Below are 14,497 nucleotides of genomic sequence, written 5' to 3'. Positions count from 1 at the left end.
CCTTATACCTTTTATTTCATATGTGTGGCATAGCCGGAATTTTCAACCTTGCATCAAACCAGCCGCCAGAGCGCCGGACCCTGGAAACCATGATCTACACCCTGCACCATCGCGGGCCGGACGGCTATGGCTTTTTTCATAATGAAAAAGTGGGGCTGGCCCACGCCCGCCTGAGCATCATCGACCTTGAGGGCGGCTGGCAGCCCATCTACAACGAGGATAAAACCATCGCCATCGTCTTCAATGGCGAGATCTTCAACTACCCCGAGCTGCGCCGTGAGTTAATTAATCGCGGCCATCGTTTCTCCACCCATTCCGATACCGAGGTCATTGTCCATCTCTACGAGGAAAAGGGCAAAAACTGTCTGGATGAGCTGAATGGTCAGTTTGCCCTGGCCATTTATGACGAACGGAAAAAATCACTTTTTCTGGCCCGCGACCGCATGGGCATCCGCCCCTTGTTTTACACCATCCATGATGGTCGCCTGTACTTTAGCTCTGAGATTAAAGCCATTTTCGCTGCCGATCCCGAGCTGCCCCGGGCCATCAATACCGGAGTGCTGCAGGAAATCTTCACTTTCTGGAGCCCGGCGGCCAATGAAACAATTTTCTCAGGCGTGCGACAGCTGGGACCCGGATGCCGCATGATCATCAATGCCGACGGCGGCATTACTGAGGAACAATACTGGGACATTCCTTTTCATCCGGATACTATCTCTAATAAGAAAGAAATGCAGTTGGCCGAGGAGCTCCGCCAGCTGCTGATAGATGCCGTGAGGCTCCGCCTGCGGGCCGACGTGCCGGTAGGAGCCTATTTGAGCGGCGGCCTGGATTCTTCGGCGATCACTTCCCTGATCAGAAATTACACCAATAACGATCTGAAAACCTTCTCCGTCACTTTTGCTGACCGGGTTTATGATGAGCAGCCCCAGCAGCGACTGATGGTGGATTATCTGCATACCGATCACCATGAAATCCGCTGCGACTATCCTGCGATTGCCGCCGCCTTTCCTGATGTCATCCGCCACACGGAAACCCCGATTCTGCGCACCGCGCCGACGCCACTCTTTCTGCTCTCATCCCTGGTCCATGATCACCATTATAAAGTAGTCCTGACCGGCGAGGGTGCCGATGAGATACTGGGAGGCTATGATATTTTCAAAGAGGCTAAAATCAGGGCATTTATCGCCAGAAATCCGGATTCGCCCATGCGGGCAATACTGCTCAAACGCCTCTATCCCTACCTGGCCCTTTCCCCGGCCAAATCGACGGCATATGCCCGGAAATTCTTTGATACCGATGCCCCCCTGGATGACCCCTTCTACGCCCACCGCCCCCGCTGGAAAAACACCAGCGGCATCCAGCGTTTTCTGGTTGATGAGATCAGCGGCCGGGAAGGACCAACGCCCCTGGAGAAACTGGAAGATCTGTGGGCTGGCAAGTTGAATGGCCTGGACTATTTTTCCCGGGCCCAGTTTCTGGAAAGCCGGTTGCTGTTGGGGAACTACCTGCTCAGCTCCCAAGGGGACCGCATGATCATGGCCCACTCGGTGGAAGGACGATTTCCTTTCCTGGATCACCGGCTGGTAGCATTTGCCGGCACCATCCCGCCCCGCCTGCGGATGAAAGCCTTGAATGAGAAAAATATCCTCAAAAAAGCCATGGCCGACATCCTGCCACCCGACATCGTCCGGCGTAAAAAACAGCCCTACATGGCCCCGGACATTTTAAGCTTTTTCGGCGACCGCGAAGCCGACTACCTGGACTATTACCTGTCACCGGCCAGAATCAAAGAAGTCGGACTCTTCAAACCGGAAGCCGTGAACGCCCTGCTGAGCAAGTGCCGCAAAAAAGCCCGCCAGGGCTTCCGTGAAAACATGGCCCTGATCGGCATCCTGTCAACTCAGATACTCTACGACACATTCATAAAACAGAAAATAGGGGACAGACCACGGTTTTTGGCCCTGTGAAATAGAGGAAATAGGGGACAGACCACGGTTTTTGGCCCTGTGAGTTCAGGCGGCAGTTGCCGCCGCTGCGGAAGCCAGCGAAAAAAACATTAACCAAGAAAATAAACCGTGGTCTGTCCCCTATTTTCTTGATTTGTCCCGGTTACCACTGATTTTCTGCTTCAAAGTAACAATTATTCTTGCGACAGTAGGCAAAAAAATCCTTAAAACAGGCATTGGATTGAAGCTGCTTTTCCGAGGTGGCAACTGCCCCAAAAAAGGTTTTACTGCCAACGACAATCAATTTTCGGCGGGCTCTGGTTATGGCCACGTTGAATCGATGAGGATTATTCAAAAATTCCGCCAGCACCAGATCCGCATCGGAACAGGTAAAACCAAAAAAAATCACCTCCCGCTCCGCTCCCTGCAGGCGCTCAACCGTATCGATAACCGGCAGGTCGCCAATACCTCCCAATAACACACTCAATGCACGGAAAATCGCGTTATTTTGGGCTCGATGGGGGGAAATAATGGCCATTTGCTCTTGGTGAATCCCGTAATCCCGCATTAATCGAGCGGCCAGGCGTGACAGAAGGTTGGCCTCCTCCATTGATTCCTGACCACAGCCTTGATGATTCATTCCCACCAAAACTACTGGTTTTTCCGGATCAATAATCTTATCAAGCAGGTCATTGCCAGGCATGCCCGTTAACAACAACCTGGCCTTGGCATTTCCCGCTGCCGGATGCAGCCGACCATCATACCATGTGCGGCTGGGAAACCGACAGATCTCGGCATTCATGCGATAGGTAACCTCCAACTGCCGGCTGCGGTGGGGATAACGACGGAGCAGAATATCCAACAGCGAACAGCGGCTTTCAGCGGCAACCGATGGAAGATGTTCAACCTCATTTTCCAGCTCTTCCTTAAAGATTGACGAACGGATGACCGGCGGCAACTGGCAAACATCCCCTAGAAAAATAAAATTACCTTTCCCATGCACCAGGCTGAGCATGGCCTGGGGCGTCAGTATTTGGGAGGCCTCATCAAAAATTACCCAATCAAAAAACTTGGGGAAGTTACCGTCTCCCTTATGGTAATTTTGCATCATCGCCTGCAGGCCGTAACCGGTAGCACCCACAATAAGATAAGGAAAAGACAAAACCTCCTCGGCAGACTTGGCACTATTGATGGGTTCCACCCGCATCTTTGGAATTTTGTCAGCACATTGCTCATCCTCCCAGCGTCCCCATTTGACACAACGGGCCGGAAAGTTTGCTATCTCATGGATATTGACGAGATTTACGACTTTGTTGAGCACCTGATCAATAGCCTGATGGGTTACCGCACTCACCGCAATCCGAAGATGGCTGCCGTTTGTTTGAGCCTGACGAATCAGGGCGATAAGAATCCAGCCCAGGAGGTTGGTTTTACCACTTCCCGGCGGGCCGCTGATAAGACTCAAGGCATATTGGAAAGGCAAAGCCAAGGCCTGTTGCTGGGATGGATTCAAGCGGGCCGAAGCACCCTCGGACGGCAACCAGCCCGACAACCACTTTTGCGACGCAGGCGGCTGTTCATAGGCTAATTCACCGGCAAACAAATCGATTATCGGCTGATGATTGCCGGCAGAAAATCCTTTTTGCACCACCTCAAGCAGCTTGGCGGATTGAAAATCTTCCCCATCTTCTTCCAGCGAATAGGTCAAAGATGGAGAAAAGGCTTTAGGCGATCCCCGGTTTCGACCCAGACGAAACGAAACTCCCACCTGTCCGGCTTCAACATCATAGCGGATCATGATCACCGGCATACCGCTCTGCAAATCATGAACCCCACAAGGAACTAATTTAAGGAAATCCCCCGGGCGAAACTTTGTCACTCCCAGCTGACGATCAACCAGGGAAAACAGATACAAAAACCGCCCCTCGTCATCCAGGGTTGTACCGGTAAAACGAAGCGGCCCCAGCGCCCGAAAACGCTCCACCCGTTCCGCCAGTGAAAGTTCCTGTAAACTCCTTAGCTCCCTTTCCTGTTGAATTTTTTCGGCTTCGATAAATTGACGACAGGCGGTACTCCTGTCAAGATCATCCGGATGGATAATTCGCCAATCATCCCGCTGCCATTCACTCTCCAGATTCTCCCCAATCCATTGTTCAAGCTTCATGATCAGTCGGCAGGTGCTGGTCAGATGGCTTTTTATCCGATCACGGTAACCGCTGCTAACATCATTTTCACCGGCGCCAGGAGCCATCTCCATCCGCCGGTCACCATGGAAAAGGCTCTCGGGAATATCAATTTCCGTTTCAGCCAACAGACCCAGGAGTCGATTTAAGGCAAACAGGGTCATCACACCAGGAAGGGGAAACAGAAAATGATCGAAAAACACATCCTGAAGATCCGTGCAATAAGCATCAATACCCGGTCGAAAAATAGCGCTCAGCGGCGCATCTTCCATCAGCACGGCCCAGGTTGAGATTCCCTGCCTGGTTTCGTCGCCAAACAAAAAGATGTGCGGCCCCCGGCCGTCCTGAACCGCAGCCTGCCACAACCCCAGGAAGAAGGAAGAAAATTCCCGCCAGATCCGCCGGCGCTCCCCTTCGCTTCCATCCTGCACCTCGTCCCTATCCCCACATACCGTCCAGGTCATGATTTCTAAAACCTTGCCTCTTTCCAGGAAACCCAATCCCACCCCCCGAGGCAACGCGGTAAGCGGATCATTCACCAGATAAACAAAAAAACTGGTTGAGATGTTGGCCGGAAACCGGGAGGTCTTTTTTTTGAGGATGGTAATTTTATGCTGATCCAAGGCACTGATTGCCCCTTGCAGATAATCTCTCTGCGCGGGACTAAACGATTGATGAAAGTCAGCATCCGAATTGAAAGTCGCCAGACCGCGGGAACGCATTTTCCGTAATAAACCGCTGGTCAGCCGCGGAATAAACTGCACTTCCTCCTCCCTTAAGGCCTGTTCATAACAAAACTCAAAATAAGAGCAACTGACGCAATGTTTTTGCAGCTGCCAGCCGGCCTGAATTGGCGAAGCACAAAGCGATGCCTGGAGGTTTGCAAAGATTATCTTAACCGAGGCAAAATAGGGCTGCAGCGCGAACGTATGACGCCGGGGAAAGTCATCCAATGGAGATGGGTTAAACAAAAAACCGCTGTCCGCCACTTTAAGCCGCAAGAACCGTCGATCATGCTGAACTAATCCCCGCAGCAAAAAAGCATAAAAGGCCACCTGCCACTTCTGGTAATATTGGGGCTGTCTGCTGCTTTTGATATCCCCGACCTGAAGGACAATTTCCTCTTCTTCACCCGCGACTATTCGGATCAGCCCGGGGACACCCACTCCGGGCAGGCTGATTTTTTGCTTATCATGGGAATCATGGAAATTAAAAAATGCTGACGATGGCGATAAAATATTATCAGCCAGCAACACCGGCCGGTAAATATATTTGCCGGCAGTCGCGTTTTGTTCATCAGCTACGCATTGTAATTGAGAAACGGTTTCAGCAAAGCGATCCTTGAGCGACTTAGTCCTGCCGTTTTCATCTTTTTCAGCGATGATGCTGAGAATCTGGTGGTGGCTGTTCAAGTGATCGAGGATAGTTTGTTTCCGGGCCGCCAGATCATCCTCCCCCTGGGGACGATTGCAAAGCGGCTGAGCTGCCGACGGCAAAAAATGAAAACAAAACCAGCGGCGGCATTGATGATGACGGAAATAACCGCCAATGATGCTTCCGGTTAAAGCTCGGAGCTGGTAGCCGGCATAGAAATCACAAACAGGGATAACACGGTCGGCCCGGCGTTTTTTCTCCCAGGCCAGCAAAGGTTCACCCTTGGCGGGAATATCAAGCAAAAGCTGTTCATTGTTCACCGGCTGGGGCCATACATCAAGATTTTCGGGGTCGCCCTGAACAATTTCAGACGACTGATTTTGGCAGCACTTAAAAAAATCAATCAACCGGGGATCCCGGATAAAACCGGCAAGTTCACGCAGCAGCAACTCTTTTGGCAGCGTGGAACAAAAAGAATTAAGGGGAAACATGACCCGCAGCACCTTAAAGTGACGTTCAAGCCACAAGCTAAAGTCCTCATCGGTCAAGGGTAGTGAAAGCTGTCTGAAATCAATCAGACAGGAGCATGACAGACCAATCTCATCAGCTGCTACCTGGAGATCCTCCTCCTGCTCGGCATAGGCTTCCCTGATGCTCCAGGCCAGAACCAGGTTGCCGACCGCCCCAATAAAGGTCCGGTAATAATACGAACCATTGGCCGTCCGCAGCACCTCAATGCCGTTCGCCAGCGTCACCACTCTTTTATCTTTTTCCAGCTCTTGCCGGATAAACATGCGGGTCCGGGAAAAAAGCCCCGGTGCGGCTACATTATCCTCAGCCCTGGTCGATTTCAGCACGGCCCGCATGGCTTGCGCCACTTCATAGGAAACATGAATGCCCATCCCCAACCAGGAGAGCTCTTTCGCGTCCAGCCTTTCAGACGGTTCAGCCACTACCCGCTTACGTTTCCCCTCATCTATCGAGACAATACGCAATCGCCGCCCGGCCAGCAGGACATGATCACCGGGATCAAATTGTTTGACGATGGATTGGGGAATATCGGCTACCGATTCACCCAGTATCTCCAGGCTGTAATCCTGCTCACTTTCCGGAAAATTGCTCCAGATTTGATGTTCAACCAGGGCATCCCAATAAAACCAGCCGCCGGCATACAGACCGGAAACCGCGGTTTCTTTCAACCACCTTTTCCGCCGCAAAGAATTAAAAATATCCTGGAGAGCAGCGACATCATCCCCCGCGGTCGACCCCGAAAAAAGTTCTTGCAGCGCCTTCAGGGAGAGCCGCTTTTTTTCATAGAGACAGGAAACAAGTTGCTGACTCAAAACGCTGGGCAACATCTTAGGCAGAGATGACTCCACCCGGCCTTCCCGGGCCAGATGCAACAAGGCGAGAAAACGCAAAAGCTGCTCTGACGCCCGTTCGCCCCGACAGATACCCCAGAAATGAATCGTGTCCTGACGGCGATTCGACCGGCCAATCCGCTGAAGGAAAGCAGAAACCGAGTCCGGTGGTTCAAAAAGAATTACCGCGTCAACATCACCAACATCAATACCCAACTCCAGCGTGCTGGTAGCAATACATACCGAACGTGGACGGCGGCGAAATCTTTTTTCAACCGCTTGCCGTTCTCTGACATTGAGGTTGGAATAATGCAGCTCCGCCATTCCTTTGAACACCCCTTGCTGATTCAAGACGCTGAAAATTTTATCACAACGGCCACGACTATTGGCAAAGATCAGAATTTTCCGATACTGCCATTCCCGGGACAAATCGCCCAGCAGATTCACCAGTTCACTTTCATCATTTTTCAGCTGCAGCAGCCGGGGCAGAATCTGACGGCTGACACTTTCAGTCAGCAGGACAAAATCCGGCCTGAGATGTAAAAACCGGCCAACGACAACGGGGTCGGCGATGGTCGCTGACAGGGCAATTTTCTGTAGCGGCCTGCTAATCCGGCGTTCCAATCGATGCAGGAGATAGGTTAGCTGTCGGCCCCGGCAGTGATGGATTAACGGCTGAACTTCATCGATTATAACCGTGCTAACCCGCCGAAGAAAACCGCGCAAATCAACATTGGAACTGCCCAGCATCACATCCAGCGATTCCGGGGTAGTCAGCATGAGATCCGGACGACCACCACCGCTGCGTTTAATATCCCCGGTACGGATGGCAAAATGAATCCCCAGACGTTCACGCAGAACCGAGGCAAAGCGCCGCTGGATATCAAAGGCCAGGGCGCGGGTGGGAACAATATAGATGGCGGATTCGGCCAATCCCGAGCTGATAATGCGCTCCAGGCAGGGAGCCAGCACGGCCTCGGTCTTACCGCTGCCGGTGGCGGACTGGATGATGAGATCACGATTAGCCAAAATCGGCCTGATGGCCTGCTCCTGAATAGGATACAAACCGGAAAAAGCACCATAAAATGTTCTGAAAGTATTAGGAAGTTGTAACAGGGAAGAATTCATACATCCTGGAAGATAGAAGGTCCAATTGATTAACCAAGGCCTTGAGCTTCAGGCGGGCATCCTGGCCACCAGTTGACGCCACCACCGCTGCCATTTGCTGTCGGGTCCCGGTTGCCGGCGGTTCCCATCCATAGGCCCTGGCATGCAAGTGGATGAGCCTTCCACTGAGCTCTTCCCATTCAGGCCCGGTAAGATTATGGAGGCGATGAACGCGCAACTGCCGCCAGGCTTCCCCATAGTTCAGCTCAAAATAGGGAAATTCCTCTTCATTGCAAACTTTTGCCCGGTCGTAGTCTTCCAACTGCACCTGGAGAAAAAAGTCATCGGTAAAAGCAAAGATGGGATAGAGTCCGGTATGGGGAGAAAATGGCGAGAAAAAACGATGAAGAATCTCATAACTTTTGCGGCGCTGAATAATCGACCGCTGGGTAATTGACTCTCCCTCGTCAAAAAGCAGCACCCAACCTTTAAAACCCATGGTTTTAAACATGGCCGCAAAGCTGCAAACCGCCTCAAAATAGGGTTCCCACCCTTTACAGACCAGCGATGCATCTTTATAAAATGAGACCTGACGATACTTCAGGGCATGGCGCAGACGATGCACCGGCAAGACGGCACCATTCAAGGCATTGGCCAGCAGCCAGGGAAACTCCCGGGGCCGATACGTGGTATATTTTTTCATTCCCTTCCAGCGTGGTGGAAGGGTCATATTTTCCTGAACCAGGGCAGTTAACACGGACTTGAAAAAATGAGGCATGGACTCCGGAATAATCGTCAGCGGATCGTTGCAAGACTTTTCAGACGCTTGCAGTTGTGAACCAACCCACTCTTTCCACCATTTCACCAGGGATAATTCACTGCCTGGAAAACGAATGTGACTAATCAGAGACCGGTAAACCTGGCGAAAGTCATGAAAGGAAATTTCCCGGGGATCAAGATTGATCTGACTGGTAACAAAGCCCTGATCAAGGGCTCGTTGACCAAGATAGGTAAGGCTATGGGATTTACCCTGGCCATAGGAACCGCAAACACAAAGATGGGGAGATGCATTTTGCTCCAGGGCTTGGACACCCTGGTCAAAGGCCTGATTTAGCTGCGTCTCATGAGTGGTTAACAGCCGCACGCCGAAGGGATCAAAAAGACCATCCCGCAAACGCTCCACTGCTCTTCGCAGCTTGAAATTATCGGAGTTTTCCAGCAGCTTGAAAAACTCATTTTGCTGTATCGTCATTAATTCCCGGTGCCTTCGTAAATAATCATAAAACTAGCGGCACCGTAAAAACTTCACATTCGAGGCAGGCAAAACCTGAGTCATGAGACATACTTAGCCATACGTCACCATGATGAAGGTTACGGCATAAGGTCGAAGATGGAGTTTTTACGAAACCATTATTATTTGTCCCAGCTTGGCTGCAGCTGCTCCAACTTCTCCTGCTCCATCTCTTGCTGACTGGCAACAATATGTTCGCCAAGATCCAGGTTCTCGACCGGAGCTTCCCCCTGCTCGGTCATATCCAGCAGCCGAATAACCTGTTTCACGAAAAGCCGGACCTCACTCAAAAGCCCCATCTTCTTCTGGTTTTGACAAATATCCAGAAGAATTTTATCAGTTACTACGGCTTTGGCATCCCAGCGATAAGCTATCTGGTGAATATGCCGCAAACACTGACCCAGACTGACCAACTCCTCAGCTTTTAATGGCGTCTGATGGAGGTCAACCAAAACTCCACGATAATTTAACCTTTTCTGTTCACCAACGGAACGTACCCGACTCCAGAGGGCATCGTAGGATTTAAACCCTTTTTCCGACAATAAAACGTCCGGGATGATGGCGAAAAAGATATGAAAATATTCCGCCTGTTCCGTATTATCAATCAGCAGCCGCACATTCTCGTAGGCCGCGTTGCGGATCGAGGTGGACTGGGCAATAACGATCTCCAGTTCATCGAGCAACAATACAAGCCCCTGGTGGCCAAGATAACGCAAAAAAGTATTCAGGGAATTGAGCATCTGTTTGCTGTTGGCCTTGTTCACCACCTCAAAAATGCCAAAGGGCTTAAGCTCCCGTTTGGCCACCTTACCGGCCTCAAACCAATGGAAAATAATCTCCCGGTTGGCGTTCCGCTCATCCTTGGTTTCGCCCTCCAACAATGGCAGAAACCGGTTATTTGCCAGTGATATCATGGCATTGGCAAAATTCACGTTCATCCCCGGCAAGTCACGCAGGGTTTCTCCCAGATTGGCAATGTAGTCTGGTGAAGGAGATGCCTGCTGTTGCTCCAGACCGTCAAGCCACTGATTCAGGAGATTTCGAATGCCAACCCCCTCAAAATTACCGCGAAGTTGACGGACAATGGCTTGATAGACAGCTTCAAATTTGTGAATCGGCACCTCACGCGTCAAAACCACAAAAGAGACCGCGAACCCCTGCCGCAAGGCAAGATGACGAATAATGGACATGAAATGAGTCTTGCCATCGCCATAATCACCCCGAATAAAACGGACCTTGGCCCCACCCTTGGCGATATAATTCTCCAGATCATCTTCAATAAATTTGATCCAGTTGTCCCGCCCCACTGTAAAAAAAGGAACATAGTCAGCCGGCACACTTCCCTTGCGCAGCGATTCAATAATGGAGCGGGCCTGAAACGGCTTCAACCCGTCGAGCTCTTCCCCGGTCATCATTTTTTAATCCTCCTTGAACAAAATAGTGGTCATCTGCTTGCGCTCCCCGCTACTATCAAGAAGCCAAAGCGAATAATTTCGTCCAGGACTCAATTCCAACATCATGCCATTGGAGGTGCCAACGATACCTGATTCAAAACATCTCCAGACATCAACGCCGAATTGCTCCAGACTGTAGCCCCGAAATTTGGTTTTATCCATATTGGTAAAGAATGTTTTGCTTTGCAGGGAAATAACATACTCCAGATAAAACCGCTGGATGGGAACAGGCTGGCCGACAGCAAGATTATCGGCTTTCATGATTGCGGCATACGTCACGTAAAGGCTGTCAATGTACTCCTGGGGATTGAATGGCCGATCATAGAGTTGTTTTTTCAGCCGCACCAGGGCTGCAACTATGCGACGGGGATCGATGGATTTCAGCAACTTTTTATTAATGATTGTGGTGCGATCACTAAAAGCAATCTCTCCGTCAATTCCTTTAAGGATGCTGAAGCGGGGGAAGTCGATATCAATAGCCAGCCCGGCATCATTTCCGAGCCGGGTAAGGTCGGCGATAAATTCAAGCCGATATTTTTCCACCTTCTCCCTGACATCGACACGCAAACCGTCAAAGATGGGCTTACACGCCGCCAATGCCTCTTCCTGCGCTACCTGTTCAGCCGGTTTACTATTGAGGAGTTCGTCCAAACGAAGGAAATCATCCCGGTCGGCACAGCGGATACACAGTTTGATGAAATCGGCCAGACGTTGACCGCGATTGAGCTCCTGTTGAAACGGGCGAACAATTTCACTTAACTTTTCCTGGGTTGTTCGCATGAAAGATTCATTATTCATATCCATATTATTATATCTCACTATTGCTATCGTAAGGGTAAAATCTCAGATCCATGATGGATTGATAACTAATAAGGAATTGTTTTTCAGCTGTCAAGCATATTCTGGAAAATTGAAAATAGGAAAATAGGGAGGAAAATACAGAAAAATAGGGGACAGACCACGGTTTTTGCAGAAATTGGGAAATTGGAGTACAGGTGAAAAAGCCAGTGGTAAAATCGACTGCGACAAATGCCTAGCCCTTTTGAAATAGGAATTTCATCTCCTGTCCATTTCTATCTGCGTAGGGCGGTGATTAAAACCAGGGACATTGCCTCAGTACGCCCGACAACAAAGTCAGGTATTCAGGTATATTGTAAAATACATAAATTTTTGTATTTTTAACTTTTTCCTTGACATATGAGCATAAAACGGTTTTATATTATAATAAGTTTGTTTTAACGTTAAATAAGGAGGCAACCATGGAAAGGCCAGTATCTCGATTCATCATCTTGTTTTGTGCTGTCATTTTAATCTTTTCAACCGTGAGCATCAGCCTGGGAGCTGGCTCTGAGAAGATAAACATCAATACGGCCACGGCCGAACAGCTCGCCGAACTAAAAGGGATAGGACCAGTTTACGCCAAGCGGATTGTCGAATACCGGAAAGCTAATGACCCGTTCAAAAAGCCGGAAGACATCATGAAAGTAAAAGGTATTGGCCCCAAGATACTGGCAGCAAACATCGATATTATAACGGTCGAATAGTAATAGGTCAGTCATATAGGGGACGTTGTTACTTTTACGCCATGAATTCTCCAACGTTCATCCATCACTTCCTCGAATCCAGCGCCAGAAGATTTCCCGATAAAATCGCTCTGGTTCACGAAGACGTCCGGGCTTCCTATGCTCAGATCAACGCCGCCGCCAACCGCCTGACCCACTGGCTCATCTCTCGGGGCATCACTCCTTAGTTGTGACAACCGAAAATTGACCACCTGTGATTACGTAAAATTGACCATCCTGCTGGAAAATTCGCTGGAATACGTGGTCAGCTACTACGGCATCCTCAAAGCCGGGGCGGTTGCCGTCCCCTTCGGCACCGATCTTAAACCAGACACCCTGCAGCCGCTGCTGGCCGAGCTGGAAGCAAAAATTCTGATCTCCAGCTTTCGTTTCGAACGACTGCTGCAGGCCACAAATCTCAATACCGGCCTTGCCCTTGTTCTCAAGCAGCCGAAACTTTTCCAATCGTCCCCGTCGGTTTCCCTCTTCTCCTGGGATGAAATCATGGCTGGCGAGAATGACGCCAATCCGAAGCTCACTCTCACCGAAACCGGGCCGGCCTCAATCATCTACACCTCCGGCTCCACCGGCAAACCCAAAGGGGTAATGCTCTCCCATGGCAACATCGCCAGCAACACCCGTTCCATCTGCCAGTATCTCCAGCTCACCGCTGACGATATCCAGATGGTGGTTCTGCCTTTTTTCTACGTCATGGGCAAATCCCTGCTCAATAGCCATTTCGCCGTCGGCGGCCGACGATGTCAGCGCGGAAGACTTAATCCGTCAGTGCGCCGCCAGACTTCCAAAACACAAGATTCCTTCAATAATCAAATTCCTGCGTGCCCTGCCAAAAAAAGCCAGCGGCAAAATCGACCGCGACAAATGCCTGGCCCTTTTGAAATAGGAATTTCATCTCCTGTTTGTATCTGACTGTGTGCGTCTGTGACTGATAATAGATAAATCCCGTACTTTTTTCGCCTTTGGCCTTTAGCCTTGCACCTTTAGCTTTTTTTTTCTAAAGATAATTGTGATTTTTCCGATGTGAATTAATAATGATGGACTTGTAACCAGAAACTTCAACCATACGAGAAAGGAGATAGAGAAAGGTAATTACTGCCAAAACAGGATATATGACTGAGCAACAACGTCTCTGCATATGCTGCAATAATCCTCACGGTAAAAGGAGCACAACATGAACAAGAAAAGATCAATGTATGTCGTTTTATTTTTTACTTTTCTGATGATGATTACTTTCACGAGTGCGAGTGCTCTGCTGGCAGCTGATTCCGCTTCCGGCAAAGCCAGCAAAATAAACATAAATACAGCCACTGCTGAACAGCTGACCGAGCTGAAAAGGATCGGCCCTGTTTATGCTAAACGGATCATTGAATACCGGAAAGCTAAGGGCCCATTCGAAAAACCTGAAGATATCATTAAGGTTAAAGGCATTGGGCCTAAAACCCTGGAGGCAAATATTGATATTATAACAGTTGAATAAACCGACAATCAACTCAACAATTAACGACGAGCAGGCAGGGACGTTGTCCTCTCTTTCGTCCCCTCTTTATGACTCTTTATCCTTAATTTGCTCATATGATTTTACAGTCATAATGCAAAAACTTGGCATCATCCGTCATCAGGAAAAACTTGTTGTTCAGTGACTGGACAATTAACATCCGGTCGAAAGGATCTTTATGGTGAAGCGGCAATTTTCCTAAAGCCATGGCGTCTTCACCAGAAAATGAGAGCATCTCAAGACCGATTTTCCGAGCCATTTCCAGTGGGTCAAACTCAATATCAATTTTGCCAATTGCACGTTTAATCATAAGCTCGGCAATACTCATGGCGCTTAGGAAGACCTCATTTGCCGGCGACTCAAGATCATAACGCCTTTTTTCACTGAGTCGGTCGGGACAAGACAACATCCAGAGAAAGATATGGGTATCAACCAGGATTTTCACGACTGTTCACCGTAAAACATAACATTTATTTCCTTATTTTCATCCAGAAAATCATCCGGTATTTTGATTTTACCGGCAAGCAAACCAAGTTTCCGTTTTACCTTGGGTTTATGGGGCACCAAGTCAACCAAGGGTAAATTATTCTTTGAGATTATTACCTCTTCACCGTGATAAGCCATATCTACGAGCTTGGAAAGACTTGTTTTTGCTTTGGATACGTTAATAATCATAAGCTTATCCTCTTTGCGACAAATT

General features: G+C 49.5%; 11 protein-coding genes. 5 read left to right on the top strand and 6 right to left on the bottom strand.

What is annotated here, in order from left to right; translation table 11 throughout:
- On the top strand, positions 1-1,970 hold a 1,970-nt coding region (gene asnB, locus U9P07_09385; protein MEA2109617.1), incomplete at its 5' end, for an asparagine synthase (glutamine-hydrolyzing).
- Between the two features lie 142 nt (positions 1,971-2,112).
- Here the strand turns inward: asnB and U9P07_09380 are convergent.
- The 4 genes from U9P07_09380 to U9P07_09365 all read right to left on the bottom strand — a co-directional run bounded on the left by U9P07_09380 (position 2,113) and on the right by U9P07_09365 (position 11,523).
- Positions 2,113-7,995 carry an AAA domain-containing protein gene (locus tag U9P07_09380; protein ID MEA2109616.1) on the bottom strand — a complete coding sequence of 1,961 codons (5,883 nt, stop codon included), beginning with the start codon at positions 7,993-7,995 and terminating at the stop codon, positions 2,113-2,115.
- Positions 7,967-9,226 (bottom strand): BREX system ATP-binding domain-containing protein, encoded by a 1,260-nt coding sequence (locus U9P07_09375; GenBank protein ID MEA2109615.1) that lies wholly within the window; start codon positions 9,224-9,226, stop codon positions 7,967-7,969. Before U9P07_09375 ends, U9P07_09380 begins: the two co-directional genes overlap by 29 nt.
- A gap of 161 nt (positions 9,227-9,387) precedes the next feature.
- A complete protein-coding gene (locus tag U9P07_09370) occupies positions 9,388-10,680 on the bottom strand; it encodes a BREX system ATP-binding domain-containing protein (protein ID MEA2109614.1) in 1,293 nt (430 codons plus the stop codon).
- Between the two features lie 3 nt (positions 10,681-10,683).
- The gene (locus tag U9P07_09365; protein ID MEA2109613.1) at positions 10,684-11,523 is read right to left on the bottom strand and encodes a hypothetical protein; all 840 of its coding nucleotides are present in this window, start codon (positions 11,521-11,523) and stop codon (positions 10,684-10,686) included.
- A 455-nt stretch (positions 11,524-11,978) separates the two neighbouring features.
- On the opposite strand from U9P07_09365, the gene U9P07_09360 reads away from it, so the two are divergent.
- The 4 genes from U9P07_09360 (at position 11,979) to U9P07_09345 (ending at position 13,779) form a co-directional block, all read left to right on the top strand.
- The gene (locus tag U9P07_09360; protein MEA2109612.1) at positions 11,979-12,263 is read left to right on the top strand and encodes a helix-hairpin-helix domain-containing protein; all 285 of its coding nucleotides are present in this window, start codon (positions 11,979-11,981) and stop codon (positions 12,261-12,263) included.
- Between the two features lie 41 nt (positions 12,264-12,304).
- Complete coding sequence (locus U9P07_09355; GenBank protein MEA2109611.1) at positions 12,305-12,469, top strand: hypothetical protein; 165 nt, start codon at positions 12,305-12,307, stop codon at positions 12,467-12,469.
- A 16-nt stretch (positions 12,470-12,485) separates the two neighbouring features.
- Positions 12,486-13,211, top strand: coding sequence for a class I adenylate-forming enzyme family protein (locus U9P07_09350; protein ID MEA2109610.1), 726 nt, complete (start codon positions 12,486-12,488; stop codon positions 13,209-13,211).
- A 262-nt stretch (positions 13,212-13,473) separates the two neighbouring features.
- Entirely contained in the window at positions 13,474-13,779 is a 306-nt protein-coding gene (locus U9P07_09345) for a helix-hairpin-helix domain-containing protein (GenBank protein ID MEA2109609.1), read from the top strand.
- Positions 13,780-13,870: 91 nt separating this feature from the next.
- Here U9P07_09345 and U9P07_09340 read toward each other — a convergent pair whose 3' ends face one another.
- Together U9P07_09340 and U9P07_09335 are read right to left on the bottom strand one after the other, a co-directional pair.
- On the bottom strand, positions 13,871-14,242 hold the full coding sequence (locus tag U9P07_09340; protein ID MEA2109608.1) for a type II toxin-antitoxin system VapC family toxin: 372 nt from the start codon (positions 14,240-14,242) through the stop codon (positions 13,871-13,873).
- The coding region (locus tag U9P07_09335; GenBank protein MEA2109607.1) for a type II toxin-antitoxin system prevent-host-death family antitoxin at positions 14,239-14,497 on the bottom strand (259 nt) is incomplete at its 5' end. The genes U9P07_09340 and U9P07_09335, both read right to left, overlap by 4 nt.

It is taken from the genome of Pseudomonadota bacterium (assembly GCA_034660915.1).
Taxonomy (GTDB): domain Bacteria; phylum Desulfobacterota; class Anaeroferrophillalia; order Anaeroferrophillales; family Anaeroferrophillaceae; genus DQWO01.
Note: the sequence above shows the minus strand (reverse complement) of the source record. Positions and strands in the feature narration are given on the sequence as shown.

Bases quoted from the DNA above. Each gene is read 5' to 3' on its own strand.
- U9P07_09380 (MEA2109616.1), bottom strand. From the start codon at position 7,995: ATGAATTCTTCCCTGTTACAACTTCCTAATACTTTCAGAACATTTTAT.
- U9P07_09375 (MEA2109615.1), bottom strand. From the start codon at position 9,226: ATGACGATACAGCAAAATGAGTTTTTCAAGCTGCTGGAAAACTCCGAT.
- U9P07_09370 (MEA2109614.1), bottom strand. From the start codon at position 10,680: ATGATGACCGGGGAAGAGCTCGACGGGTTGAAGCCGTTTCAGGCCCGC.
- U9P07_09365 (MEA2109613.1), bottom strand. From the start codon at position 11,523: ATGGATATGAATAATGAATCTTTCATGCGAACAACCCAGGAAAAGTTA.
- U9P07_09360 (MEA2109612.1), top strand. From the start codon at position 11,979: ATGGAAAGGCCAGTATCTCGATTCATCATCTTGTTTTGTGCTGTCATT.
- U9P07_09355 (MEA2109611.1), top strand. From the start codon at position 12,305: ATGAATTCTCCAACGTTCATCCATCACTTCCTCGAATCCAGCGCCAGA.
- U9P07_09345 (MEA2109609.1), top strand. From the start codon at position 13,474: ATGAACAAGAAAAGATCAATGTATGTCGTTTTATTTTTTACTTTTCTG.